Origin of the sequence: Rhizobium glycinendophyticum (genome assembly GCF_006443685.1) — a bacterium.
Taxonomy (GTDB): Bacteria; Pseudomonadota; Alphaproteobacteria; order Rhizobiales; family Rhizobiaceae; genus Allorhizobium; species Allorhizobium glycinendophyticum.
The window spans coordinates 1742813-1768776 of record NZ_VFYP01000001.1; the positions used below are offsets into that span (position 1 = coordinate 1742813).

The following is a 25964-nucleotide window of genomic DNA, read 5'->3' on the forward strand; positions in this document are numbered from 1 at the left end:
GTTGCAGGCAGACCTCTCCGCGGCGATTGTTTCGTCAGTGCGACAAAGACGGAAGTGTCTCACGGCGGCTTTGGCGATTAAAAAATCAAAGCACATGAACCTGGATGGAGCACCCTGACCTGAGGTATACTAGATCCGCCGGTCTCGCCATGTCCCGTTATGGTCAAAGAGCCCAAAAAAAATCGTTAAAAACTAGCACGGAGCTGCTGCGTGTCGCCGGAATCGGTAGCACCAAGGATTGCCGATTGCCGCAGGTTAAATAATATTTAATATAAAGGGGAGTTTCCCGGCAGTCGAAAGAGTGGAAATGAATTTCGCAAGTATTCGTAATCGCATCATCCAATCCAGGTATCCGAATATAAAAATATTCTTCATTGGATTTAATAAATGCGGGACGACGGCTCTGCATCATCTCCTCATGAGTTCTGCGATTAGATCAGTTCACTTTGAATATCGCTGCAGATCGGTTTTTCGTCTGAAGCCACGAATGCGGCTTGTGGAAGGACGCACGAATAATTTGGCGCTGGATATCGAGCAGAGCTTGTTAAGGGGCTGGCCAAGCTCGGCTTTGCATTCTTTCACGGCCTTTAGCGATATCTGCTTTTACTCAGATGCAATTCAACTGGAATCGAACCGGCATTTTCAGCAGCTTGATAGGCTATTTCCTGAATCGTACTTCATCTTGAACGATCGGGATCCGGAGCGCTGGATACGTTCGCGCGTGAGACATAGCAAGGGGACGATGCTCAAACGTGCTATGGCCTACTACGGTGGGTCGGAGGCGGATGTTTGCGCTATCTGGCGCAGAGACCGGGAAGAGCACAACGCGGCAGTTCTCGACTACTTCCAGAGCAACTCCCGATTTTTGCATTTTAAGATCGACTCGGATCCAGTTGAGAAACTAGCGGCTCATCTCAAACCGCATTTTTCTCTCAACCTCTCGGCATGGCGGGCGGTAAACGTGACGACGTCTCAGTCGCTCAGGCCAGCTTCGGCGGCATCAGACCTATGAACAACGCGGGGTATGTCAAAACCGGGTCGGTAACATCCCTCAGCGACGGTTTCGCTGCGAGATCCGTGGCGACATGCAAAGGGACCAGCAAAACAGAGGCTTGCAATTGTTTCGCAAACCATTGAAAACGCTGCTGCGCGGACGTGGCGAAACTGGTAGACGCAAGAGACTTAAAATCTCTCGGCCTTCGGTCATGCGGGTTCGATCCCCGCCGTCCGCACCAGGCTTCCCTGATCGGTTGCGACTAAAAATCCTCGCTTCACCATCCTCTGCGAATTGATCGCCCTGCCGCCTCAGAAATTCAACTGATCGCCGGCTGGGGGGTAGAGGGGCAGAGAGCCGGAGGGGTCGGCACTTCGTGACTAAGCTTTCGCCTTCATCTTTCGATGAATTTGGAGTCCAATTTAGAAATGCGCCATGCTGAGAGAGAGTGATGGAAAGAGCGATATTTACCCAGGTGTTGTCCGTATCGCGTGAAGAACGCGGGCACTTTATGCGGCAGAATGCGCGTGTGCTGTGGCTGACTGGGCTGTCGGGTGCGGGGAAATCGACGGTGGCCAATGCCATTGATCGTTGCCTGACCGACATGGGCTATCACTGCTTTCTGCTGGATGGCGACAATGTCCGCCAGGGGCTGAACAGGGACCTCGGATTCGGAGATGCGGATCGGTCCGAAAACCTGCGCCGCGTGGCAGAAGTCGCCAAATTGATGGCCGATGCCGGTCTGATCGTCATCGTGTCCTTCATCTCGCCATTCCGATCGGATCGGGATTTTGCGCGCCACCTGATGCGGCCGGGCGAGTTCGTCGAAGTGTTCGTGGATACGTCCCTTGCCGTCTGTGAGGAGCGTGATCCCAAGGGGCTCTACAGGCGTGCACGCGCGGGTGAGATCGCCGAGTTCACCGGAATTTCTTCGCCCTATGAAGCGCCTGTTTACCCGGATATCCGCCTCGACACGACGAGAAACACGCCGGACGCGCTCGCGCGCGAGGTTGTGATGCAACTGGGCCTCGTTTGCCCCAAGCCCTAAGGCTCTTTCTTCTCCTCCAGCGTGAACGGCAGTTCGAAGGGTACGGAGCGTTCGGCGGTGACGTCGTTGATCGTGTAGTGCAGCACGTAGGTGCCGGGCGCGGCTCCGGCGACGTCGAGGGTGAGGTGGGTATAGACTTCCTGCGCCGGTGAGTGGGCGGTGAAGGTGAAGTTGCCAAATTCCTTTTGCAGCGCGAGCGTCTTGCCCTTGTCGTCCGAAAGTTCGAGGTCGACGGTGAAGTGCGCCTGCTGCAGGTCGCCGGTGGTTGGTTTCCATTGCAGGCCGAGGACCTCGACATAAGCGAGGATCGGTTCGCCGCTGGCAAAGATCGGCTCCTTTTTTGCGGTATAGGCGCGGTAGGCGGTGGGTGTTTCGGTCACGAACAGCGCGCGCGGCACCGAGAGCGGCAGATTGGCGGTAAAGCGGGCCATGCCGGCATGGATGGCCTCGAAGGCGCCTGCCGGGTCGCCGCTCGCGGCCTTGCGCTCGGCTTCGGCTGCGGCGTCGAGCAGCGGGCCGGCGAGAAGCGGTGGCACGAAGAGACAGATGGTGAAGGCGGTCAATAGACCAGGGCGCAGCCATCGGGTCGCAAATGTGTCGAAACGCATGTGATTCTCATCCCATTCCCCGTCTATCAGGAGTGTGGAAACATCCGGCCCTGGTCGTCAAGGTCCAGGCGTAACCGTCATTGCGGTCGCGGACATGCCGCTGATCGACGCGTGAGGGTAAGGCAGACCGGGGATCAGGATTTCCAGAAGATCGGCACCAGCAGCACCAGCATGGTCAAGACCTCGAGGCGGCCGAGCAGCATGGCGAGCGACAGGATCAAGAGTTCCGGGTCGTGCATCATCGCAAAATTGCCGACCGGGCCGATCAGCGGGCCGATGCCGGGACCGACATTTGAAAGCGCAGTGATGACCGAGGAGGTGGCGGTGGCGAATTCGTAGCCGGCGAGCGCCATGGCCATCGAGCCGATCGCCCAGATGAAGATGTAGGCGCTGAAGAACAGGAAGACGCCGCGCTGGGTGTCGGCGTCGACGATCTGGTTGCCGTATCGCACTGAATAGACGGCGTTCGGGTAGATCAGTCGCTTCAGGCCGCTGACGATGATGTTGAACAGGATGACGAAGCGATAGGCCTTGATGCCGCCGGCGGTCGACCCTGAGCAGCCGCCCATGAAGGTGGCGAAGAAGGCGGCGGCGACGGCGAAGGGTCCCCAGAGCGTGTAGTCTTCACTGGCAAAGCCGGTCGTCGACAGGATCGACGAAAAATTGAAGAAGGAGTGGGTAAGCGCGACGGGCAGGGCAATGCCGTTGCGCAGATGGTTGTAGAGGCCGGCGGCGAGCGCAAAGGCGACAATGTAGCCGAGGAAGACAAGGATCTGCGGATCGCGCAGCGCATCCAGCCGGCCCTTCACCACGAGCACGATGAGGATCGAGAAGGGAAGGCTGCAGAGCGTCATGAAGAAGGTCGAGATCCACAGGATCGTCAGGCTGTCGAAATAGGCGAAGGAGTTGTCATGGTTGCCGAAACCGGCCGTGGCGACCGTGGAGAAGGCATGCACGATCGCATCGAAATGGCTCATGCCGGCGACGTCATAGGCCACGATGCAGGCAAACGTGATGGCGACATAGACGGCCATGAAGGCACGGGTGAAAGTGGCGATGCGGGCGAACGGCTTGTCGCCGATGTCGGAGGATTCCATCTTGAAGAAGGAGACGCCACCGACCCTGAGGAAAGGCAGGACGAAGAGCCCGAGTGCGACGATGCCGATACCGCCGAGCCAGGCGAGCAGGCCCCGCCACATCAGGATGCCGCGGGACATCGTGTCGAGGCCGGCAATGACGGTGGAGCCGGTGGTGGTAATGCCGGAAATTGATTCGAAGAGCGCTTGGGCAAATGTCAGGTCGAGGTTGGAAAAATAGAGCGGAATGGCGCCGACCACGGAGAACACGGCCCACAGCACGTTGACGAGCAGGAAGCCCATGCGCTTGGTGAAGGCGGGTGGCGGTCCGCGCGTCGCCATGGCGGCGGTCAGGGACAAGCCGCCGACGAGCGCTGCCGAGACCGTGAAGACGGACCAGTCGTCGGAGCCGTAATAGAGATCCACCATGGCGGGAATCAGCATGGCCGTCGACAGGTAGAGACCGCAGAGGGCGGCGATGTAGACGACGGAACGGAACAGAGTGGCGTTCAAGGAATGTCTTCCGTTGGTTGGCAGTGCAAAGAAGCTTTGTCTCTGCCCGGTACCTATGCCATAGCGGGAGCCGGTCCAAAATTCAACGGAGGGACGCGGTGACGCCGAAGGAAGTCGATGACGCGCTGCAGGCGATGCGGGGGCTTTTTGCCGAAACACCGCTGCAGTTCAACGATCACCTGAGCGCAAGATATGGCGCGAACGTCTATCTGAAACGCGAGGATCTGACGCCTGTCCGCTCCTACAAGATCCGCGGCGCCTTCAACTTCCTGCGCAAGATCGTTGCCGACAGCCCAAAGGACACCACCTTCGTCTGCGCCTCGGCCGGCAACCATGCCCAGGGTTTCGCCTATGTCTGCCGCCATTTTGGCGTTCATGGCGTGGTCTTCATGCCGGTGACGACGCCGCAGCAGAAGATCGACAAGACCCGTACCTTTGGCGGCGAATTCATCACCATCCGCCTGGTCGGCGACATTTTCGACCAATGCTATGCCGCAGCCCGCGACCATGTGGAGGCGATCGGCGGCTACATGGTGCCGCCCTTCGACCACCCTGATATCATTGAGGGGCAGGCGACGGTCGCGGCCGAGATCGTCCAGCAATTGCCGGATGGCCTGACGCCGGATCTGATGGTGATGCCGGTCGGTGGCGGCGGCCTGTCGTCGGGCATGACCGGTTATCTGGCGGGACACCTGCCGACCGATTCCATGGTGTTTTGCGAACCGGCGGGTGCTCCCAGTCTGCATCACAGCCTTGAAGCCGGTGCTGTTGTGACCCTGCCGAAGGTCGACAATTTCGTCGACGGCGCGGCCGTCGCCCGGATCGGTGATCACAATTTCGCGGCCCTCCAGCATTTCCGTGCCGATCAGGTCATGATCGTGCCGGAGAATGCGATCTGCGTGACCATGACCGAGATGCTGAATGTCGAAGGCGTGGTGCTGGAGCCGGCCGGCGCCCTGTCGCTGGCAGCCCTTGACCTCCTTCCGCAGGACAGAATCGCCGGTAAGACGATTGTCGCCGTCGTCTCGGGTGGCAATTTCGACTTCGACCGTCTGCCTGACGTCAAGGAGCGCGCAATGCGCTATTCGGGTCTGAAGAAATACTTCATCCTGCGCCTGCCGCAGCGCCCGGGTGCACTTCGCGATTTCCTCAATCTGCTCGGCCCAGAAGACGATATCGCCCGCTTCGAATATCTGAAAAAGTCGGCGCGAAATTTCGGCTCGATCCTGATCGGCATCGAGACCGGCAACCGCAACAACTTTGCCGATCTCTTCGCCCGTTTCGACCAGGCCGGCCTCGGCTTCGAAGACATCACCGACAACGAAATCCTCGCCAACCTGATCATCTGATCAGTCGGCGGGGCGCTCAGCGGATGCCTTGAGCGGCGAGCCAGTCGAGGATTGCCAGGGCGACCGATTCGGTCGTCTGGGGCGAATAGGTGTCGCCAGCAATCACATGGTTGTTGACGTCTCCGGTGATGCCGGGATCGAAGCTTTGATGCGGGCCGCCCCAGCGTGAAGCGATTGCGGCCGTCCGATCCGACCGAACCACCAGATCCTTCGCGGAAGAAACAAAGAGGGCCGGCACCGTGATCTCTTCGACCGGCGTGAAGACGGAAAGGCGCACAGCTTCCGCCATGGGGATCAGCGCCTCGACGGGGTAGTCGGTGGTCCAGTTGTGGGCATTGAGCGCATTGACCGGCTGAAAGCCGCGCCGCGCGCCGATGACGAGATGGGCGATCGGGGCAGCGAAGGGGCCGGTGAGCAGGAAGCTGCCGGAGGCCTGGACACCGTAGTTCGGCGACAGGAGCACGGTGCCGGCGATGCGGTCGGCAAGGCCAGGCCGGGCAAGCGCCCATGTCGCGAGCGAGGCGCCGGTCGAGGTCGCGATGACGACCACCCGGTCGCCGAGCAGACGCCCGACATCCAAGGCCTCTTCGACATCGGCAGTCCAGTCGCCGATGGTCGCCCGCCCCAAGGCATCAGGATCTTCGAGTCCGTGCCCCGCCAGACGGGTGAAGAAGAGATTTGCGCCGAGGCTCTTGGCCACGATATCAGGCAGGGGGCGCAATTCGGCCGGGGAGGCGGAAAAGCCGTGGACATAGACAAGGGAAAGCGCGGTTCGTGAGGGATGGAGCGGATCTGTCCAGACGATCTGTTTGCCAAGGTCCCGTCGGATCTGTCCGGCTTTGGCCTCTTCGCCAGCAAGGAAGGATGAGATGGTGCTGATATCCACATCCGCAGGCAGCCCCGCCTTCCGCTCAAGGACGAGATCAGGTGGCCAGCGGTAGACGGCGACCAGAGCGAGACCTGCGATGATGACGGCGGCGGCAAACAATCCCATGGTGGCTCGCATCTATGGAATCCCCCAGTCCCTCCAGACCGGACCCGAGCTTAACAGGAGTGTCGCCGGATGGAAGCTCTGCATGGCTTCCGCTTGGCCATCGGTCATGCTAGAAATTCCGCATGTCCATTCTGTCCAGCATTCTCTCCATCTTCACGGGCGCATCCTCTAAACCCGCTGATGTTGCCGCCGCCGATCCGCAATCCTACAAGGATTGCATGATCCATGCCGCACCAATTGCCGAAGGCAGTCAGTACCGGCTGGCGGGGCGAATCGAACGGGAAGTTGATGGCCGACGTCTCGAGCGCAGCTTCATCCGTGCCGATGTTTTCTCGTCCCGCGATGATGCCGTTGAAGGCACGTTTCGCAAGGCGCAGCAGATCATAGACCAGAACGGGCCGTCCCTGTTTGGCGACGGGGCGGAAAAGCGCAGCGTCTGACGCTGTTTCAAGCTTTTTCTCAGCAAATTCAGGTTAGCGCTCACGCATTGTTAATGATGCGTCGCAACAATCCATCCCGATATTGTGTTTCGGGTTGTTTCAGTGATTGTTGTTTCCCTCCGCCGATTTTCCTCTCGGATATCTCTGGCTGCCGCAGCACTGCTCGTCGCCCTCCCGGTCGCGGCGCAGGATCAAATGCAGGCGGCGGTGCACGCTGCCGATCTCGCCTGGGTCATGGCGGCGGCCGGCATGGTGATGATGATGCAGGTCGGATTCCTGTTGCTTGAGGCCGGCATGGTCCGATCCAAGAACTCGATCAACGTTGCCCAAAAGAACCTGCTGGATTTCGTGTTCGGTGTGGTGGGATTTGCCGCTGTCGGTTTCATGCTCGCCTTTGCTCCGTCAAGCTGGCTGCCTGTCGGCTTCTCTTCCGACTTTTTCCTGCTCGGCCATCTCGACAGCTGGGTGGCTGGCTTCTTCGTCTTTCAGGTGATGTTCTGCGGAACTTCGGCGACCATCGTCTCGGGCGCCGTTGCCGAGCGGATGAAACTATCCGCCTATGTCTGGGGTTCTATTGCGCTCTCCACTCTGATCTATCCGATCTTCGCCCACTGGGTTTGGGGTGCGGCCCTCGGTCCCAATCCCGGCGCCTTTCTCGCCAATCTCGGCTTCGTTGATTTTGCCGGCTCGACGGTGGTGCATGCGACAGGCGGCTGGATCTCGCTTGCCGCCTGCCTCGTCATCGGCCCGCGCCGCGGCCGCTTTACGGAGGATGGAAAACCTGTGCGTATGGCCGGGCACAATCCTGTTCTCGCAACCACAGGGGCGCTGATCCTGTTTTTTGGCTGGATCGGCTTCAACGGCGGCTCCACGCTGGCGGCCAATGCCGATGTCGCGCCGATCATCCTCAACACCGTCCTTGCCGGCGGCATGGGCACCTGTGTTGGTTACGCGATCGGGGTTTATCAGGACGGCGTGGTGCTGCCGGAAAAGGCGCTGTGCGGCATGCTGGGTGCCCTGGTGGCGGTGACCGCCGGCTGTCACATCCTCGATCCCGGTGGTGCTCTCCTGGTCGGTGGACTGGGCTCCGCTGTTGCCGTCTTTGGCAACCAGTTCATCGAGGAGCGCATGCGGGTAGACGATGCCGTCGGCGCGATCTCGGTGCATGCTTTTGCCGGGGTTGCCGGCACGCTCGCTCTTGCCCTTCTTGCCCCCGTTGAACGGCTGCCGACCGGCACCCGCTTCGACCAGCTTTATATCCAGCTCTTTGGCTCGGCCCTCAACTTCTACTGGGCCTTCGGGCTCGGCTATGCCTTCTTCTGGGGGCTGAACAAGCTCACCCCGATTCGCGTCTCGGCGGGGGTCGAGGATATCGGTCTGAACATTGCCGAGCACGGAACCCGGCTTGGGGTCGGCCATGTCGAGGACGCGCTGGGCAAACTGGTGTCCGGCAATGCCGACTTGCATGACCGCTTGCCGGTCGACCCCGGCGACGAGGCGGAAAAGCTGACCCTGCTGTTCAACCGGCTGATGGACAATATCGAGCACGAAGAGCGTCATCGCAGCGAGCTGCAATCCAAGGTGCGTGATCAGGAGGAATCCGAACGGGTTGCGGCGATTGCAAACGCGACATTCGAAGCGATCGTGATGCATGAGGAAGGGGTCATCATCGATGGCAACGAGCAGCTTGAGGTATTGACGGGGCGCTCGCTATCAGAGCTGATCGGCATGACCATCTTGGACCTGGTCGACGAGGAAGGGCGCCGTTTACTGAAGGAGGATATGGCGCCGGCCCCCGATGTCTCGCGCGAATTCCACGTCATCCAATCGGACGGCACCGCCATTCCGGTCGAAGCGCGGGGTCGCAACATAGAATATCGCGGCCGCAAGATCCGCATCAGCTGCCTCGTCGACCTGCGCGAGCGCAAGGCAAACGAGGACCGCATCCGTCACATGGGTCAGCATGATCCCCTGACCGGATTGCCCAATCGCGCCCTGTTCACTGAGACACTCGCCATTCGGGTCGACCATGCCAACCGCGGCTGGGGATGTGCGGTGGTGCTGGTCGATCTCGATCACTTCAAGGACGTGAACGACGTCTACGGCCACCCGGCCGGTGACGAGGTGATCCGCGAAACCGCGCGACGGCTGATGCACGAGCTCGGACCGCATGACATGGCCGCGCGCTTGGGGGGAGACGAATTCGCCGTCATCCTGGCAAACAGCCACTTCGAAGCGCAGATCGAGGACTTTAGCCGAAGGTTGGTCGAAGCGTTCCGCAAACCTTTCGACACGGGGCAGGGCGAACGGATCAAATGTGGCGTCAGCGTCGGGGGCGCGCTCTGCCCTGACCATGCCGGGACACTGGAGGAGCTGATCGGCCGCGCAGATGTTGCTCTCTATCACGCCAAGAAATCTGGTCGCAGCACCTTCCGCATCTATCGCAGGGGCATGGACGAACTGATCGAGAAGCGCCGGGCGCTGGAGGCCGATATCGAGCGTGGACTGGAGCGCGAGGAGTTCGAACTCTATCTGCAGCCGCGTGTGGCTGCCCGCAGCGGTGACGTCGTCGGTTATGAGGCGCTCATCCGCTGGAACCATCCGGAGCGCGGCATGGTCTCGCCGGGCGACTTCATTCCCGTTGCCGAAGTTTCAGGCAAGATTATCGCGCTCGGTGAATGGGTGGTGAGGGAAGCTTGCCGCCTGGCAAGCCTTTGCCCGGACCACCTGCATCTGAGCCTCAACGTCTCACCCGTGCAGTTCCGGCACCCCGACTTCCTCAGCCATCTCGACCGTATCGTCCGCGTATCAGGCATCGCGCCGCAAAGGCTCGAACTCGAGATCACCGAAAGCGTGCTGATCGACGATGACGAGCGGGCACTGAGCATACTCACCCATCTGAAGAGCGCCGGCTTCCGCATCGCGCTCGATGATTTCGGCACCGGTTATTCGTCGCTGAGCTATCTCAGCCGCTATCCCTTCGACGTCATCAAGATCGACCGCAGTTTCGTTGCGGCTCTGGGAACCGAAGAGGCAGCGAATTCCATTGTCCGCACCATCATCGATCTCGGTCGCGGACTCGGCATGCGGGTGGTGGCCGAAGGCGTCGAGACCATCGAGCAGGCGGTGCATTTGAGCGAGACGGGTTGCGACGAACTGCAAGGCTATCTGCTCGGCAGACCGCTTCCGGCGGCAGAGGCGGTGACGGAGATCACCAATACGCTGGTGCGGGAACTGCAGCAGGTGGCGGGGCTTGCCGCGCATCGCGAGCGGCTGATGCGAAGAGCAGGGGATCTGGCGGACACCACCCCCGCTCTCGCCTTCCGCGCGTGACGAGGGTCTGAAACGGAAAAAGACGACCGGCGGTTTTTACCGCCGGTCGTCTTGTCTGGGGCCGTTAAGCCTCGGGCGGTGGATTACGCAGCGAGTGCCAGTTCGGCCACCTTGGCATGGGCGGCAGCAACGGCCTTTTCGGCAGCTTCCGGACCATAGGCGAGGCCTTCCACATAAACCGTCTCGACCAGTTCGATGCCGAGGAAGCCGAGAACCGTCTTGAGGTAAGGCTCGGCATGGTTCATCGGGGCGCCGGGGCCGGAGGAGTAGACGCCGCCGGCGGCGAGCACGAGATAGGCCTTCTTGCCCTTGGCGAGACCGACCGGGCCGTTCTCGGTATAGGTGAAGGTGAGGCCGGCGCGGGCGACGTGGTCGATCCAGGACTTCAGCGACGAATAGATGTTGAAGTTGATGAGGCCGGTACCGATAACGATCGTGTCGGCAGCCATCAGCTCCTCAACGAGCTTGTCGGAGAGTGCGACGGCCTGAGATTCTTCCGCGGTGCGGGCATCGGCCGGCTTGCGGATCGCGGCGGTGAAGGCGCCATCAACATGGTCGAGCTGGGTCTCGACGAGGTCACGGCGCACCAGCGAGCCGCCGGCAGAGGCAAACTTTTCAGCCAGTTCCGTTGCGATCGCGTTGGACAGGGATTCCGAGCCGCGCGGGCTGGAGGTGACGAGCAGGATGGACGACATGGGCAATTCCTCGAATGATGGGACAGCCTTGGGAGCAGGCCTGCCATGCATCTATGCCCGGCGACGCATCTATGAAACTGTGATAATCTAGATTGGTAATATCGAATAACTGGATGGATGATCCCGCACCATGGATGCCAACCCCACTCTTGACCAGTTGCAGGTCTTCCTGGCCGTCGCCGATGCCGGCAGCTTTTCGGCCGCCGCACGCCTGCTCAATCGCGCCCAGTCGGTGGTCAGCTACACGATCGGCAACCTCGAAAGCCAGCTCGGTGTCACACTGTTCGACCGAACCGGGACGCGCCAGCCGCGGCTGACCGAGGAGGGCCGGGCAATGCTCACCGATGCGCGCCGCATTGTCGGCGATCTTCAGGTGATGCGCGCCAAGGTGCGCAGCATGCATCAGGGGCTGGAGGCAGAACTGTCGATTGCCGTCAGCGTGCTGGTTCCGACGGGTGCCTTGCTGGCGGTGCTCCGGGACTTCCAGCGGCAATTTCCATCCGTGTCGCTGCGTCTTGAGATCGGCGAACTCGGCCGTCTGGTGGAACTTGTGCTGAGTGGCCGCGCAACGATTGCTGTCGGTGGTGCGCTCGCCCGCCAGGATGACACGCTGATTGTCGATCGCATCGGCCACAATTTCCTTTTGCCGGCAGCGGCGGCAGACCACCCTCTGGCGCTGCGCAAGGGGCCGATCTCGCTGCAGGACGTGCGTGAAGAGACGCAGATCGTCGTCAGCGATGCGTCCGACCTCACCTCCGGTCGCGACTTTAACGTGCTCTCCTTCAAGACCTGGCGGGTGAGCGACATGGCGACGAAGCATCAACTGATTCGCGGCGGCCTCGGCTGGGGCGGACTGCCGGCCTCGATCCTGCGGGAAGATCTGGCCTCGGGCCGGATCGTCCGTCTTGATCTTCCGGCCTACGAGCAGGGATCCTACAATCTTTATGCCATCCGCCGGACGGACAATCCGCCCGGGCCTGCCGGCATGTGGCTGATCAGGGCGTTCGAGGAGAAGCTGTCCAACTGCCCGGCGGATTTTGCCGCGCTCCCTCTTGCGGAAGCGGTTTAAGGAATCGGTTCAAGATCTTGAATCGACTCCCCTTGATCAGATCCTTCCTCGAAGCAATCCGGCTCAGAGTGTCAGCCGAAACTTGGCAAAACCGTCCGCACCGTCGCCGGCGTCCTCGATCTTGCCGCCCTTGAAATTGGCCAGCAGGGCGCGTGCGCGCGGCCCCGTCTCGAAGACGACGGTGGTGCCGGGGATGGGCGCGAGCGACCAGTTGCCGTCGGCCGACGGATTGATCGTGCCCTGATCAACAATATAGCGCACGATGATGTCGCGGTTGGTGTCGGGGCCGACGAAGACGACCTTGCTGGCATCGATCTCGGGGAACTTGCCGCCGCCGCCTGCGCGATAGTTGTTGGTGGCGACAATGAAGGTCTGGCCGGGATCGATCGCCTTGCCGGCGAACTGCAGGTTGACGATGCGGCTTGAGTTCGGGTTGATCGCCTTGCCGTCCTTGTCGAAGCGCGGCGGCTTAGTGAGATCGATCTGGTAGGTGATGCCGTCGATCACGTCGAAATTGTAGGACGGGAAGTCGGTGTTGATCAGGGGCGCGTCCTTCGCGCCGGCTTCGATCGTGTTGAAGATGCCGGCCGACATTTCCAGCCAGTTCTTCACCTGCTCGCCGGTGATCGCCACGGCCTGGATCGTGTTCGGATAGAGATAGAGATCCGCAACGTTCTTGATCGCGATATCACCGGCCGGTACGTCGGTGAAATAGTCGGCCCCGCCGCGACCACCGGCCTTGAAGGGGGCCGCCGCCGAGAGCACGGGCAGGTCCTTGTACTTCCCATCCTTCAGCATGTCCCGGATGTACCAGGTCTGGGCAAGGGAGACGATCTGCACGGACGGATCGTCGGCGACCAGGGCGAAGTAGGAATAGAGTGGCGCCGAGGTTTTGCCGACCGGCGTGCGCACGTAGTCGAGCGTCGCCTGGTGTTCGGCCGCGACCGCGGCGACGACCTCTGGCTTGTCGGTCGTGTCGGCGACCACCTTGCGCTTGTCGTTGCGGTGATAGATCGGCCGCGCCTCGCAGGTGAAGTCGACGATCTTCCAGCGCGACCCGTCCTTTTCGAGCAGAAGGTCGATCAGGCCCATATGTGAGCCCCAGAAGCCGGCCATGACGGCGGGCTTGCCGAGCAGCGTCCCCTTGACGGCATCGGCGCCCGGAACGTCCTCGAAATCCTTTGGCCCCGGAAAGACGAGATGCTGGTGGCCGGTGAAGATCGCATCAATCCCCTCGACGCCTGCGAGATAGAGCGAAGCATTCTCCATGCGCTCGCTCTCGCCGTGGCCGTCGATGCCGGAATGCGAGAGCGCAATGACGATATCCGCGCCTTCCTCCTTCATCTGTGGCACCCATGCGCGCGCCGCCTGGAGGATGTCGCGCGTCTGTGCCTTGCCTTCGAGGTTCTTTGCGTCCCAGAGCATGATCTGCGGTGGCACAAAGCCAATGAAGCCGACCTTGATCGGACTCGTCGCCCCGGAGCCGTCGCGGATCTGCTTTTCGATGATATGATAGGGCTTGAAGTATAGCTGGTCCTGCTTGGGCTCGGAGGCGAGCCCGCCCTTGGTCAGATTGGCGCAGACGAAGGGAAATTGCGCCCCGGAGAGCGTGTTGAACATGAACTCGAGGCCGTAATTGAATTCATGATTGCCGAGCGTGCCGCAGTCGTAACCGAGCGTGTTCATCGCTTTGATGACGGGATGCACGTCACCCGGCTTCATGCCCTTCTGATAGGCCATGTAGTCGCCCATCGGATTGCCCTGCAGGAAGTCGCCGTTGTCGATCAGCATCGAATTGCCGGCCTCGGCACGGATCCCGTCGATCAGGCTCGCGGTGCGGGCAAGCCCCATCGTGTCGTTCGGCTTGTCGGCATAATAGTCATAGGGCATCACGTTGACGTGGATGTCGGTCGTTTCCATCAGCCTGAGATGTGCCTGATTCCCATTTGCCCGCGCAGCAAAGGGATGGAGCGCGATCAGCGTTGCGGAGGCCGTGATGCCTCCAAGGAACGAGCGGCGGGTGAGGGGGTAAAGGTCGACCAATGACGCCATGACATGTCTCCTGACGATGGGCAGGTGCTGAAAGCGACCAATGTTAGGTCGCTTTCTCGACAGTTGCACCTGTAAAATGACAGGGGTGAGACGTGGGCGTGAAGACGGTCACGATGGACGAAAGTTTTTAGGATCGCGGTGGAAGTTGCGGAAATAGGCTGTGATCTGCGCCACCACATTGCTGGTCTGTTCAAATTCCAGTCCCATTTTTCCCGCCCGGTACCAGCGCACGCTGCATTCGACATGACCGAGTTCTGCGCAGGTCAGCGTTACCGTGCTCCCGCGCTTGGCCTCGATCCAGCCATGCAGTTGCACCGCCATTCCTGTCCGGGAAATGTCGATGATGCGACAATCGAGTTTCTGGGTAAGGAATTGCAGGGAGGCCCGGATGTGGCAGCGGATGCGCTGGGCCCGACGGCCGTCGGTGGTCTGTTGAATGGCAAGCATGAAAACTGCGCTCCATCGAAAACAATGAAAGAAACGCAGAAAACCTCGGCCGAGCGCCTTAACGGCGCCTGACCGAGTTGATTAAGATGCCGTCGATTACCCTGGCATATTTCAGGTATTGGGAGGTCACATCCCCCAGTTTACGGTAAAATCCATGGAGTTCGACGGGTGACGCTTCAGCGGCTGAGAACCGGTCGAACTTCCTGATGGAAGTTGCGGAAATAGGCTGCGACCTTGGCGATCGAATTGCTGTTCGGCTTGAACATGATGCCGAGACGGCCGCCGTAATTCCAGCGCACCACGCCCTCGAGAAGTCCGATATCGTCATTCTGGATCACCACCGAACTGCCGGCTGCGGCGTGTAGCTTGCTGGCCAGTTCGAGTGCAAGGCCGGTGCGCGAGATGTTGATGACGCGGCCATCGGCTTCCTGCTGCAGATGACGGACCTTGCTGTCCATGCGTACGCGACTGCGCGGAGCCTTACGGCCATCCATTCCGAGATTATTGCTCATGGGGTCGTCCTAATGAAAACAATGACGGGAACTTACAACCCATGCGTTAGAACCGCTTAAAACAAATCATTAGAATTTTTAGGATTGCTACTAAACCGGACTTCCGGCGCCGTTGCACCGCGACTGCGTCGAGTCTGTCCGCGCCAAGCAAGCTTTTCGAACGAGTGATAGATCAGAGCCCCACATTGGGCCTCTCGATGATTTCCCGCAGGGCAAAACTCGAATTGATCTTCACGACATGCGGGAGCGCTGACAGCCAGTCGCGGTGGATGCGCTCGTAGTCTTCAAGATCCTTGGCCGCGATGCGAAGGATGTAGTCATATTCGCCGGACATCAGGTAACAGACCAGCACATTGGGACAGCGTTTGACCGCCGCTTCGAACTCGGTCAGCGTCTTCGCAAACTGGCCGGACAGCGAGATGTGGACGATCACCATCATCTTGTAGTCGATCGCCTTGTGCGACAGCCGCGCGTGATAGCCGCTGATCACGCCGGCTTTTTCCAGCATGTCGTGGCGGCGCGAACAGGCGGAGGCCGACAGGCCGACCTTCTCCGCAAGCTCCGCATTGGTCATGCGGCCGTTCTCCTGCAGGGCCTTGAGAATGGCACGATCGATGGCATCCAGTTCCGCCATTCGCAGAAATCTCCGTTTTACGTTGCTCCAGCGCAAGAAGCTCCGAATTGTCTCACGCGGCAGCCTTCACTTTGCAAGGACATTTTGCGCCGGGAGTGTTTGAATTTCCGTATCTGAAACGAAGCGGCTCAGGCCGCACATAAAAGAGAGGAACGCTTCATGCGTGTCGGTTGCCCGAAGGAAATCAAAAACCATGAGTATCGTGTCGGTCTGACCCCCGGTGCGGTCCGCGAATATGTGGCGCATGGCCATGATGTCCTGATCGAAACGGGCGCAGGCGCCGGCATCGGCGCCGACGACCACGCCTATATCGCCGCTGGCGCGAAGATCGCCGCCTCGGCCAAGGATGTGTTCGACAAGTCCGACATGATCGTCAAGGTCAAGGAGCCGCAGCCGTCCGAATGGGTGCAGCTGCGCGAAGGCCAGATCCTCTATACCTATCTCCACCTCGCGCCGGATCCGGAGCAGACCAAGGGGCTGATCGACTCGGGCGTGACAGCTGTTGCCTATGAGACGGTGACCGACGAGCGCGGCGGCCTGCCGCTTCTGGCGCCGATGTCGGAAGTCGCTGGACGTCTCGCGATCCAGGCGGGTTCAACGGCACTGCAGAAGGCCCATGGCGGCCGCGGCATCCTGCTCGGCGGTGTGCCGGGTGTTCTTCCCGCAAAGGTCACCGTCATCGGCGGTGGCGTGGTCGGCCTCCATGCGGCCAAGATGGCCATCGGCCTCGGTGCAGATGTCACCATCCTTGACCGATCTCTTCCCCGCCTGCGCCAGCTCGACGACATCTTTGGCGGCCGCGTGCACACCCTCTATTCGACCATCGACGCGCTGGAGCAGGAATGCTTCTCTGCCGATCTCGTGATCGGCGCTGTGCTGATTCCGGGCGCTGCGGCGCCGAAGCTCGTCACCCGCGAAATGCTGTCCGGGATGAAGAAGGGTGCCGTCATCGTCGATGTCGCCATTGACCAGGGTGGCTGCTTCGAGACCTCGCATGCCACCACCCATTCCGATCCGACCTATGTGGTTGACGGCATCGTGCATTACTGCGTTGCGAACATGCCAGGTGCGGTTCCGATCACCTCGGCCCATGCACTTAACAATGCGACGCTGGTGCATGGCCTGGCACTGGCCGATCGCGGCCTGCGCGCCATCGCCGAGGATCGCCACCTGCGCAACGGGCTGAACGTCCACAAGGGCCGCATCACCAACAAGCCTGTGGCGGATGCCCTGGGTTATCCGGCCCATGCGCCGGAAGCCGTTTTGAACGTAGCGTAAGGTCGCACTCGCCGGTCACCTTACGTTGCGTAAGGCCGGCATATGTATCGTGTTCACGGCCAATATGGGCCGGCCATCCCATCGGCCGGCCCATTTTCGTCTCGGTAAAGGTCGTTCGAAGCGACCGTCACACAACCGGCTACGGGCTTGGATGCCGCAGGCTCCGACAATCCACAAAAATGGTGGTTCTTTATAAACGGTCACTCCGTTAGGCTCGCCCGGCTATTACCGGGGTTTAGGGGCTCGATCATGACATCATACAGGGCCGCTCTTGCGGCCGCTCTCGTTTCACTCACCACCGCATTCGCCATGGTGCCAATGCCCACGCGTGCTGCCGATCTGACGCCCGAGCAGATCGAAGAGGGGCAGAAGTTCATCATCAACAATGCGCTTTTCATCCTTTTCCACGAATCCGGCCACATGCTGGTGTCTGAACTCGGCCTTCCAGTTCTGGGCCGCGAGGAAGATGCCGTCGACGGTCTGTCTTCTGTCATGCTGCTCGAAAGCGAGGACGAGGATCTGAAGGCGGCAATCCAGGACGCCGCCGATGGCTGGTTCCTCATCGATGAGGCAAAGGGCGAGGGGCCGCAGGAGAGCGACTTCATCGATACCCATGGCCTCGACCGCCAGCGCGCCTATTCCATGGTCTGCATGATGGCGGGCGCCGATCCCGAATACTTCAAGACCTTCATCGATTCGCTCGATTTCCCGGCCGAACGCCGCGAAGAATGTGCGGGCGAATATGCCAAGACCCGCGACAGCTGGTTCGGGCTGCTGGAACAGCATCAGGATGACAAGAAGAAGACCAAGTTCACCGTGACCTATGAGCCGGCCAACAATGCCGACCTTCAGCCCTTTGCCGATCTCCTGAAGGAAAATCAGGTGCTGGAAGCGATCGAGGCGACTTATGGCGAAGGCTATGACATCCCTGATGGCATCAAGGTGACGGGCAAGACTTGCGGTACGGAGAACGCGTTCTGGCAGGAGGGCACCCGCGAGATCACCTATTGCTACGAGATGGCGGCCTATCATGCCGCCCTGATGGTCAACTACTTCTCCAACCAGGACGCCCCGGACGACAGCGCGACGGAGCAGGCAGAAGCACCGACGCCGGAAGCCGAGGCGGGCGCCAATACGGTGAAGCTGAAGCTGAAGAATTGAGCGAGAAGGCGGGGCGGCTCAGCCGTCCCGCTTCATCAGCGCCATCAGTTCCTGTTCGGTCATCGGATCGATGAGTGCGCTCGTGGTCGCGACCGGCGAGAAGCCGAACTGCTGGTAGAGCTGCAGCGCTCGGGGATGGTCGAGCGAGTTCGTCGTCACCGTGACCACTTTCGGATTGCTGGTCCAGGCAGAATAGAGCGCCTGCAGCAGAAACCACTTGCCGATGCCGAGCCCCAACCCGTGTTCGAACAGGCCGAAATAGGATATTTCGACTACATCGTCGCTTTCCTGAGACAGTTCGTAGAAGCCGCACGGGGCGCCATCGACGTAAAGCACAGAGATCGATACTTTGGGATTGTGAATGATCGCCTTCAATTGCTCGTCGGTCATCCGCAGCCGCTCATACCAGTGCCAGCGCGCACCGACCTGACGGTGCAGGAAGCGGTAGAAGGCGAGCGGGATCTCATGAGTCCGCATGATCGCCGTCTGGATGTTGACCGGCACCGGCAGGCTCGATTTGGGCGGTGAGGTCATTTCGAGCCGCGTCACATGGGCGGTAAGCGGCGTGCTGGCCTTGGTCGCGGCGATTGGCTCGGCAGCGCCGGTCACGATCGGCGTATCGCTCTTCGAGCCCCATTCCGACCAGGAGCCGTCATAAAGCGAATTGTCGCTGTGGCCGAGGCTTTCCAGGGCGAGCGTCACCACGGCAGCGGTGACACCCGAACCACAGCTGGTGACGACGGGATTGTTGAGGTCGATGCCGGCATTGGTGAAGATCGACCGCAAGGTGGCGAGATCCTTGAGACGACCGTTTTCCGAGAGCGACGCGGCGGGCACGCTGCGTGCACCCGGCATATGCCCGGAGCGCATACCGGCGCGCGGCTCCGGTTCCTCGCCGGTGAAACGGCCGGCGGGACGGGCATCGGCAATCTGCTTGGAGCCGCTGTCGGCGATCTCCGACATCTGGTCGAACGAGGTGATCTTCGCCCGGTCGAACCGCGCCTCGAAGGTGACGGGGGCCGGTTCCGGCAGGTCTGTTTCCAGAGGCCGGCCCTCCGCCTTCCAGCCGTCCAGCCCGCCGTCCAGCACATAGACGCGGCGCGCGCCCATGACGCGGAACATCCACCAGACACGCGGCGCGGAAAAGAAGCCCGGGCCGTCGTAAACGACGATCGTATCCTCGGCGGAAATGCCGAGCTGCCCGACCGCCTGGGCAAAGAAGGAGGGCGAGGGCAGCGAATGGGGGAGCCCGGTCGTGGTGTCGGCAATCACATCCTGGTCGAAGTAGACGGCACCCGGAATATGGCCGGAGGCATATTCCACTGCGCCGTTGCGGCCCTGGGCCGGCAGATACCAGGAGGCATCGACGATCTTGAATTCGGGAGCGCCCAGTTGTTTCTCGACCCAATCCGCCGAAACGACGAAGCGGCTTCTCTCTCCGGACATGCTGTTCTCCCGTGCCTTACTGTCAGGGGTAAGGGTCCGGGGCTCCAAAGCGTATACGGAACCGGCGGTTCTCCTTGCCCTTCTTTTCGATCTTGGCGATATGAATCGCGCCGACCTCCTGGGTTTCGGAAACATGTGTGCCGCCACAGGGCTGGCTGTCAACGGCGGAGTTCGCGCCAATACAGACAAGGCTAACGCGTCCGAGCCCGACGGGCGGGCGGACATTCTTCGACTTGACGATCCCGGGGGTCGCCGCGAGCTCTTCGTCGGTGATCCACTGGAGATAAATCGGGTGGTTTTCACGGATAAGCTTCATCAGATCCGCCGTCACCTGATCCTTGTCGACCGTCTCGGACATGTCGAAATCCACGCGGCTTTCGTCTTCGCCGACAGCGGCTCCGGTGATCGGATAGGGGCAGACGACGGAGAGTAGGTGGCAGGCGGTGTGCATGCGCATGAGCTTGTAGCGGCGCGGCCAGTCGACATGCAGCACGAGCTTTTCGCCGACCAAGGGCAGGGGCTCGCCCTCGGCCGGCCGGTGCAGGATCACGTCCTTGGTGGCGCCGTGGCGGGTCTCGGCCAGCTGGATGCGGCTTCCGTCTTCGCGCTCGAAGAAGCCGGTATCGCCCGGCTGGCCACCGGAGGCGGCATAGAAGCAGGTCTGGTCGAGCTCGACCGTGCCGTCCTCATGCACGGCCGTCACCGCCGCCTCCGCCGTCGAGAGATAGAAATCGTTGCGGTAGAGGGCGATGGTGGTCATGGCATTGCTTTCGGCGGATATCAGACGGTCTCGAAGGGCAGGTCGAAATCGGCGCGCTTTTGGAGCCAGGTCGGAACGGGCAGGCTCTTCGAGCGCAGGAAGTCCGGGTTGAAGAGCTTGGACTGGTACCGGTTGCCGTAGTCGCAGAGGATCGTCACGATCGTATGGCCGGGGCCGAGATCTCTGGCGAGGCGGATCGCGCCGGCAATGTTGATGCCCGACGAGCCGCCAAGGCAGAGGCCCTCGTTTTCGACGAGATCGAAGACGATGTCGAGCGCCTCGGAATCGGGGATCTGATAGGCGAAATCGGGTGTGAAACCTTCGAGGTTCGCCGTGATGCGACCCTGGCCGATGCCCTCGGTGATCGAAGAGCCGGAGGATTTGAGCTCGCCGTTCTTGTAGTATTCGTAAAGGGCAGCCCCTTCGGGATCGGCGATGCCGATCTTCACGCCGGGCTTGCGGTTGCGAAGGCCAATGCCGGTGCCGGCAAGCGTGCCGCCCGAGCCGACCGCGCAGACGAAACCATCGACGGCGCCGCCGGTCTGTTCGAAGATTTCCTTCGCCGTCGTCTCGATATGGGCGTCGCGGTTGACGGTATTGTCGAACTGGTTGGCCCAGATGGCGCCATTCGGCTCTGTCTTGGCGAGTTGGGCGGCGAGACGACCCGAGATCTTCACATAGTTGTTCGGGTTCTTGTAAGGCACCGCCGGCACTTCGACGAGTTCGGCGCCGAGCAGTTTCAGCGCGTCCTTCTTTTCCTGGCTCTGGGTTTCCGGGATGACGATCACGGTGCGGTAGCCGAGCGCCTTGGCGACCAGCGTCAGTCCGATGCCGGTATTGCCGGCCGTGCCCTCGACGATCACGCCGCCGGGGCGCAAGAGGCCACGCCGCTCGGCATCACGGATGATGAAGAGGGCCGCGCGATCCTTCACCGACTGGCCGGGATTGAGGAATTCGGCCTTGCCGAGAATGGTGCAGCCGGTCGCCTGCGAGGCGCCCTTCAGCCGGATGAGGGGCGTATTGCCGATCGCTTCGAGCACGGAAGGATGGAATGCCATGATGTCTGCCTTTTTTGTCTGACGCGGACACTAGAACCAAAAGCGCGGGGAAGAAAACCGGGGAGCCCTGCAATTTTGTCCTTCTGGACAAGAATATGCGGGCAAAACGGCTGGCGCGGGAATGAACCGGTCTTTTCCGCCTCGGGACTGTGAATGGCAAGGAATGGCTTTTCGCGGTGGGGCGGGGGGAGGGAAAATGCGTTCGGGGTGGGCTATATCCGGAATGCTTCCGGAAAATCACATCGCACACCGAGGGGCATGAAGTGTCTGAGATTGGCGGTAACCACGGTTAGCCCATAGGCCTTGGCGGTCGCGGCCACGAGGATGTCCCCGAGCCCTGGATGCAGGCCGCTGGCCGTTGCGGTGTCGTCGAGTGCGCCGGCGATCCGGGCGACGACAGGGTCGACGGGCAGGATGCGGTCGCCGAAGGTTTCGGTGATGGAATCAAGCCAGACACTCAAGCTCTTGGCCCGCTCGAGGCTGCCGCGACGATGCAGGCGGCGCAAGCCCTTTTCGATTTCAGCCAGGGTGATTGTGGACAGATAGATTGCGTCTCCCTGCTCCCGAAACCAGACTTTCACGGCTTCGGAGGGCGCCTGCTTCCGGTCTGGCGAGAAGAGGGAAATGATGTTGGTGTCGATCAGGAAGCCGTTACTCAAGCTCGGCATCCCGCATGGGGAATGGGTTGCGATCGAGATCGGCAGGCCCGGGATAGGACATCAGGAACTGGCCGAAGTTCGGCCTCGGCTTTGTCATCGCCCGTTTCGCCGCCTCTCCGGCCTCGACGCTGACCAGCATGGCAGCCGGCTTGCCGTGGCGGGTGATCGTGACGAATTCTCCGTTGGCGGCTTCGTCCACCAGACTGGCGAATCCGGCCTTGGCATCGGCAATACTCATGCTCGACATGCGGACCTCCTGAAATGACTATATATGGTCAATTTAATGCGTAGCAGAGGATCGGGCAAGCAAGAGTTTGGGGCGGGCCGGGGTCCCCAAGCGATCAGTAGTGATGGCGACATTGCGCGATCAGAAGGGCATCTTCTGTTGGGCGATAAACGAGGCGATGCTCCTGATCGATCCGCCGCGACCACCAGCCGCGCAACTCGCCCCGCAACGGCTCCGGCTTGCCGATGCCCTGAAAGGGAGACCGGCTGCTTTCCTTGATCAGCTGATTGATGCGCACCAGCATCTTCGGATCGGTGGACTGCCAACAGAGGTAGTCCTCCCAGGCGCGCGCGTGGAAGATCAGCTTCACTCCGAAAGCTCGCGCGCCTCGCCCTTGCCTGCATCGAGATCGCGCACGGCTTCGAGCAGGCGTTCCGCGTTGCGGGGGCTCTTCAATAGATGCTGCGTTTCCTCATAGGAGGCAAAATCCTCCACCGACATCAAAACGGCAGCAGGCTTTCCGCGATCGCGCGTAATCAGAACGGGCGTCCGGTCCTCCGTCACGCTGTCGAGCAGGGAGGCCAGGTTCTTGCGCAGGTCGCTGTAGGATGTGGTTCTCATGGGTCTATTGTACCTGATTGCGTACAGGAAGCAATGCGATTGGTTGATGCGCAAGGCCAATGTTTAAGGGCGCCCCCTCTGCCCTCCTGAGCATGTCGAAGGGCGGGCATCTCCCCCCACATGGGGGGAGACCGGCCGAGCTGCCGGCCTCGCGCCCGCCTCTGCTGTCGTAAACAGATCGGCACTCGTGGCATCCGCTCTCCCCCCTTGTGGGGGAGATGTCACGCAGTGACAGAGGGGGCGTTGCGCACGCACAGATGTCGGCTTCCTGTGCCGATCGTTACAAATTGAAGCATTTTCTTCACCGGATCTTCACGCCTGACCGGGAAGTCTGCTGCTGATGCGGCTCAAGGTTGTACGGGGAGGGGTGATGCTGAGGGTTCTCGTGGCTTTGGCCCTGTGTCTGCCGATCGCCGGCTGCGATCTCTTCGGTTTCCACGATTGGGAGTGGCGTCAGAAACTGACGGTGTCGGTCATGACGCCGGAGGGATTGAAGACCGGGAGCGCGGTGGTCAGCGTCAATGTCTACGACAGACCAAGCTGGTGGGGTCTTGGCGACTTCAGAGGTGCGGGTGCCACCAGCCTGTCCGGAGAGGCCGTGACGGTGGATCTGGGCAACGGTCGCTACCTGTTCGCGCTGTTGAGCAATTACAGTCACGAGACCGCGCGCGAGACCTTCATTTCGAAAGAAGAGCAGCCCCGGACGAAAGCGCAGGCCATCGCGGTCTATGATCGGCTGGAGAAGATGCGCGGCTTGCGTGAACTTGCGCCTGAGAATTATCCGCTTCTCGTTACCTTTGACGACATGAATGACCCGACCACTGTCCGCCGCGTCGACCCTAGCAATCTCTCAGACAGCTTCGGTCCCGGCTATCGGCTCAATGCCATCACCCTATCGATCACCCATGAGTCGGTAACCGAGGGGCGGGTGGAGAAACTGCTGGGGTGGCTTAAAGAAAGAGCCGTGATGGAAAACCCAGGTTGGTCAAATCTTCCGCTGGAAAGCCGAAGAGCAATCAGTGAACTTCTGTCGCATTTTCCTTCTCTGACGAATTGATCACATGCGAATCCAAGGCGGCTGAAATCTCAAGGTTGGCTTAGGTTAAGAACCGAAAAGGTGCCACTGCCCTCACTCCCCCCTCAACCCGTGAAACGCCGCCATCGCCGCATCCCGTGCCTTGCCGTGATCGACGATCGGCAGCGGATAGGTCTTGCCAAGGCTCACCCCTGCATCCCTCAGCGCCGTCAGCGGCGCCTCCGATGGTTTGTGGATGAACTTGTTCGGCATGGCCTTCAGCTCCGGCACGAAGCGGCGGATGTAAGCCCCTTCGGGGTCGAATTTCTCGCCCTGGCTCACCGGATTGAAAATCCGGAAGAAGGGGGCGGCGTCGGCGCCGGAGCCGGCGACCCATTGCCAACTGGCGGCATTCGACGCGGGATCGGCATCGACGAGCGTGTCGCGGAACCAGCGTTCGCCTTCGCGCCAGTCGATCAGCAGGTCCTTGATCAGGAAGGAGGCGGTGATCATGCGCACGCGGTTGTGCATCCAGCCGGTCTGCCAGAGCTGGCGCATGCCGGCATCGACGATCGGATAGCCTGTTTGGCCGCGCTGCCATTTTTCGAGCAGATCCGGCGCATCGCGCCAGGGGAAGGCGTCGAATTTCGGGTTCCAGTTGCGCTCCGAAAGACAGGGGAAGTGGAACAGCAGGTGATAGGAAAAATCGCGCCAGGCCAGTTCCTTGCGGAAATGGATGAGGTCTTCCATCGGGATGTGGGCGTCGAGCCCACGCGTCGCATGCCAGACGCTGGCCGGCGAGATCTCGCCCTGTGCCAGATGCGGTGACAGCATCGAGACATGCGGTTCGGCGGGAAAGTCGCGGCGCTCGCGATAGCCTTTCAGGCCCGTCTCAATGAAGGCTTCGAGCCGGGCTTGCGCGCCCGCTTCGCCAGGCTGGAAGTGATCAGCAAAACCCTTCGCCCAGTTCGGCCTGGTTGGCAGCAGCGACCAGTCGGAAAGCGCATCGGTCTTTGGCCATGAGGCGGGCGAGGGAATGCGCTTGGGCACGGGGATCGGTTCCGGCGGCTCTCCCGATCCGTCCAGCGCCTTCCAGAACGGCGTGTAGACGCGGAAATGCCCGCCGGCGCCGGTCTTGAGTTTGGTCGGCTCATGCAGGATCTGGCCGGCAAAGCTGCGCACCGTCAGGCCCCGTGCGGTGAGGTCGGATTTGATCGCCTTGTCCACCGCGATGCCCGGCGGATCGTATCGCCGGTTCCAGAAGACGCCATCTGCTCCGGTCTCGGCAATCAGCGCGTCGAGCACCTCGGCCGCCGGCCCGCGGCGCAGGACAAGATCGCTGCCATGTTCTTTGAGAGACGCTGCAAGCGCCTCAAGTGATTGGTGCAGCCACCATTCCTGCGCTGCCCCGAGCGGTCCGGTCCCGGTTTCTCGTGGTTCGAGTATGTAGACGGGAATGACGGCCGCCCCGGCGTCAACGGCAGTGGCGAGCGCCGCATGGTCGGACAGCCGCAGATCCTTGCGGAACCACAAAAGCACGGTTCTCGGGCGGGCGGTCGCGGCATCTGCGGGCATGGGCACTCTTCTTGTCGTTGGCTTGTCGGAAGCCATACGATGCGAGAGCCCGGAAAGATCACGCGCATAAGGAAATTTTGACGTGTCAGTGCATGGTCAGCAGAAAGACACAGGCGCCAAGATCAAGCAGCGCCTCGGCCTGCGGCCCGCAGCCGCTCCTGCTCGGCGCGCAAAAGCGCCATGATCTTCTCGGCATTTTCGCGAACGTAGAGACGATGCAGCTTTTCGGCGACGGGGGCGGTGGTGAGCAGGCAGGTATAGCCCTCGCGCTCGTACCAGCGGAAGTCCACCACATTGTCCATGTTCACGAAGAGGGGGAAGCCATCCCCGTCATGAAGCTGGAGCCACATCTGCTAATCTCCTGCATGCCCTGTTCGAATCAATTCGCTGTAAATTCGATT

The 25964-nt window shown here is 61.0% G+C and carries 26 protein-coding genes and 1 tRNA gene; 10 read left to right on the plus strand and 17 right to left on the minus strand.

Annotated elements, in window-relative coordinates:
- Positions 1-307 precede the first annotated feature (307 nt).
- The 3 genes from FJQ55_RS08535 to cysC all read left to right on the plus strand — a co-directional run bounded on the left by FJQ55_RS08535 (position 308) and on the right by cysC (position 2042).
- Positions 308-1012: a sulfotransferase gene (locus FJQ55_RS08535; RefSeq protein ID WP_161596969.1), complete on the plus strand. Its 705-nt coding sequence runs from the start codon at positions 308-310 to the stop codon at positions 1010-1012.
- A 137-nt stretch (positions 1013-1149) separates the two neighbouring features.
- Positions 1150-1235: transfer RNA gene (locus tag FJQ55_RS08540), tRNA-Leu, on the plus strand.
- A gap of 210 nt (positions 1236-1445) precedes the next feature.
- Positions 1446-2042, plus strand: coding sequence for an adenylyl-sulfate kinase (cysC, locus tag FJQ55_RS08545; RefSeq protein WP_140827172.1), 597 nt, complete (start codon positions 1446-1448; stop codon positions 2040-2042).
- On the opposite strand, the gene FJQ55_RS08550 is transcribed toward cysC, so the two are convergent.
- Together FJQ55_RS08550 and FJQ55_RS08555 are read right to left on the minus strand one after the other, a co-directional pair.
- Positions 2039-2650 carry a hypothetical protein gene (locus FJQ55_RS08550; RefSeq protein ID WP_246085054.1) on the minus strand — a complete coding sequence of 204 codons (612 nt, stop codon included), beginning with the start codon at positions 2648-2650 and terminating at the stop codon, positions 2039-2041. The two genes, cysC and FJQ55_RS08550, sit on opposite strands and share 4 nt — an antisense overlap.
- A 134-nt stretch (positions 2651-2784) precedes the next feature.
- Complete coding sequence (locus tag FJQ55_RS08555) at positions 2785-4239, minus strand: TrkH family potassium uptake protein (RefSeq protein WP_140827175.1); 1455 nt, start codon at positions 4237-4239, stop codon at positions 2785-2787.
- Between the two features lie 134 nt (positions 4240-4373).
- Between FJQ55_RS08555 and ilvA the strand changes: the two genes are divergently transcribed.
- Complete coding sequence (ilvA, locus tag FJQ55_RS08560) at positions 4374-5588, plus strand: threonine ammonia-lyase (RefSeq protein ID WP_246085131.1); 1215 nt, start codon at positions 4374-4376, stop codon at positions 5586-5588.
- 16 nt (positions 5589-5604) lie between these two features.
- On the opposite strand, the gene FJQ55_RS08565 is transcribed toward ilvA, so the two are convergent.
- A complete protein-coding gene (locus FJQ55_RS08565; RefSeq protein WP_208758186.1) occupies positions 5605-6594 on the minus strand; it encodes an alpha/beta hydrolase in 990 nt (329 codons plus the stop codon).
- A 110-nt stretch (positions 6595-6704) separates the two neighbouring features.
- On the opposite strand from FJQ55_RS08565, the gene FJQ55_RS08570 reads away from it, so the two are divergent.
- Both FJQ55_RS08570 and amt read left to right on the plus strand, forming a co-directional pair.
- Positions 6705-7022 carry an HlyU family transcriptional regulator gene (locus FJQ55_RS08570; protein ID WP_140827180.1) on the plus strand — a complete coding sequence of 106 codons (318 nt, stop codon included), beginning with the start codon at positions 6705-6707 and terminating at the stop codon, positions 7020-7022.
- Between the two features lie 102 nt (positions 7023-7124).
- The gene (amt, locus tag FJQ55_RS08575; RefSeq protein WP_246085055.1) at positions 7125-10355 is read left to right on the plus strand and encodes an ammonium transporter; all 3231 of its coding nucleotides are present in this window, start codon (positions 7125-7127) and stop codon (positions 10353-10355) included.
- Between the two features lie 83 nt (positions 10356-10438).
- On the opposite strand, the gene FJQ55_RS08580 is transcribed toward amt, so the two are convergent.
- Positions 10439-11050: an FMN-dependent NADH-azoreductase gene (locus FJQ55_RS08580; protein ID WP_140827182.1), complete on the minus strand. Its 612-nt coding sequence runs from the start codon at positions 11048-11050 to the stop codon at positions 10439-10441.
- A 130-nt stretch (positions 11051-11180) separates the two neighbouring features.
- Here FJQ55_RS08580 and FJQ55_RS08585 point away from each other — a divergent pair, with 130 nt between their 5' ends.
- The gene (locus FJQ55_RS08585) at positions 11181-12119 is read left to right on the plus strand and encodes a LysR family transcriptional regulator (protein ID WP_140827185.1); all 939 of its coding nucleotides are present in this window, start codon (positions 11181-11183) and stop codon (positions 12117-12119) included.
- A 63-nt stretch (positions 12120-12182) separates the two neighbouring features.
- On the opposite strand, the gene FJQ55_RS08590 is transcribed toward FJQ55_RS08585, so the two are convergent.
- From FJQ55_RS08590 to FJQ55_RS08605, 4 genes are all read right to left on the minus strand, one after another.
- The gene (locus tag FJQ55_RS08590) at positions 12183-14171 is read right to left on the minus strand and encodes a bifunctional 2',3'-cyclic-nucleotide 2'-phosphodiesterase/3'-nucleotidase (RefSeq protein ID WP_140827186.1); all 1989 of its coding nucleotides are present in this window, start codon (positions 14169-14171) and stop codon (positions 12183-12185) included.
- Positions 14172-14279: 108 nt separating this feature from the next.
- Positions 14280-14618: a PilZ domain-containing protein gene (locus FJQ55_RS08595; RefSeq protein WP_140827188.1), complete on the minus strand. Its 339-nt coding sequence runs from the start codon at positions 14616-14618 to the stop codon at positions 14280-14282.
- A gap of 176 nt (positions 14619-14794) precedes the next feature.
- Positions 14795-15130: a PilZ domain-containing protein gene (locus FJQ55_RS08600; RefSeq protein ID WP_140827189.1), complete on the minus strand. Its 336-nt coding sequence runs from the start codon at positions 15128-15130 to the stop codon at positions 14795-14797.
- Positions 15131-15302: 172 nt separating this feature from the next.
- Positions 15303-15764 carry an Lrp/AsnC family transcriptional regulator gene (locus FJQ55_RS08605; protein WP_140827191.1) on the minus strand — a complete coding sequence of 154 codons (462 nt, stop codon included), beginning with the start codon at positions 15762-15764 and terminating at the stop codon, positions 15303-15305.
- 159 nt (positions 15765-15923) lie between these two features.
- On the opposite strand from FJQ55_RS08605, the gene ald reads away from it, so the two are divergent.
- Together ald and FJQ55_RS08615 are read left to right on the plus strand one after the other, a co-directional pair.
- Positions 15924-17042, plus strand: a complete 1119-nt coding sequence (gene ald / locus FJQ55_RS08610) for an alanine dehydrogenase (RefSeq protein WP_140827192.1) — start codon at positions 15924-15926, stop codon at positions 17040-17042.
- A gap of 249 nt (positions 17043-17291) precedes the next feature.
- Positions 17292-18203: a DUF4344 domain-containing metallopeptidase gene (locus FJQ55_RS08615; protein WP_140827194.1), complete on the plus strand. Its 912-nt coding sequence runs from the start codon at positions 17292-17294 to the stop codon at positions 18201-18203.
- 18 nt (positions 18204-18221) lie between these two features.
- Here FJQ55_RS08615 and sseA read toward each other — a convergent pair whose 3' ends face one another.
- From sseA to FJQ55_RS08650, 7 genes are all read right to left on the minus strand, one after another.
- Complete coding sequence (sseA, locus tag FJQ55_RS08620; protein ID WP_140827195.1) at positions 18222-19649, minus strand: 3-mercaptopyruvate sulfurtransferase; 1428 nt, start codon at positions 19647-19649, stop codon at positions 18222-18224.
- A 22-nt stretch (positions 19650-19671) separates the two neighbouring features.
- Positions 19672-20409, minus strand: coding sequence for an alanyl-tRNA editing protein (locus tag FJQ55_RS08625; RefSeq protein WP_140827203.1), 738 nt, complete (start codon positions 20407-20409; stop codon positions 19672-19674).
- Positions 20410-20429: 20 nt separating this feature from the next.
- Positions 20430-21467 carry a cysteine synthase A gene (locus tag FJQ55_RS08630; protein ID WP_140827205.1) on the minus strand — a complete coding sequence of 346 codons (1038 nt, stop codon included), beginning with the start codon at positions 21465-21467 and terminating at the stop codon, positions 20430-20432.
- Positions 21468-21679: 212 nt separating this feature from the next.
- A complete protein-coding gene (locus FJQ55_RS08635) occupies positions 21680-22126 on the minus strand; it encodes a type II toxin-antitoxin system VapC family toxin (protein ID WP_246085056.1) in 447 nt (148 codons plus the stop codon).
- Positions 22119-22373 (minus strand): type II toxin-antitoxin system Phd/YefM family antitoxin, encoded by a 255-nt coding sequence (locus FJQ55_RS08640; protein WP_140827207.1) that lies wholly within the window; start codon positions 22371-22373, stop codon positions 22119-22121. The genes FJQ55_RS08635 and FJQ55_RS08640 overlap by 8 nt, the downstream gene beginning before the upstream one ends.
- A gap of 94 nt (positions 22374-22467) precedes the next feature.
- Complete coding sequence (locus FJQ55_RS08645) at positions 22468-22722, minus strand: Txe/YoeB family addiction module toxin (RefSeq protein ID WP_140827209.1); 255 nt, start codon at positions 22720-22722, stop codon at positions 22468-22470.
- Positions 22719-22973 (minus strand): type II toxin-antitoxin system Phd/YefM family antitoxin, encoded by a 255-nt coding sequence (locus FJQ55_RS08650; protein ID WP_140827210.1) that lies wholly within the window; start codon positions 22971-22973, stop codon positions 22719-22721. The genes FJQ55_RS08645 and FJQ55_RS08650 overlap by 4 nt, the downstream gene beginning before the upstream one ends.
- Positions 22974-23343: 370 nt before the next feature.
- Here FJQ55_RS08650 and FJQ55_RS08655 point away from each other — a divergent pair, with 370 nt between their 5' ends.
- Positions 23344-24030 (plus strand): hypothetical protein, encoded by a 687-nt coding sequence (locus FJQ55_RS08655; RefSeq protein ID WP_140827211.1) that lies wholly within the window; start codon positions 23344-23346, stop codon positions 24028-24030.
- A gap of 72 nt (positions 24031-24102) precedes the next feature.
- Here FJQ55_RS08655 and FJQ55_RS08660 read toward each other — a convergent pair whose 3' ends face one another.
- Positions 24103-25563, minus strand: a complete 1461-nt coding sequence (locus tag FJQ55_RS08660) for a cryptochrome/photolyase family protein (protein ID WP_140827213.1) — start codon at positions 25561-25563, stop codon at positions 24103-24105.
- A gap of 122 nt (positions 25564-25685) precedes the next feature.
- On the minus strand, positions 25686-25913 hold the full coding sequence (locus tag FJQ55_RS08665; protein WP_140827214.1) for a hypothetical protein: 228 nt from the start codon (positions 25911-25913) through the stop codon (positions 25686-25688).
- Positions 25914-25964 lie beyond the last annotated feature (51 nt).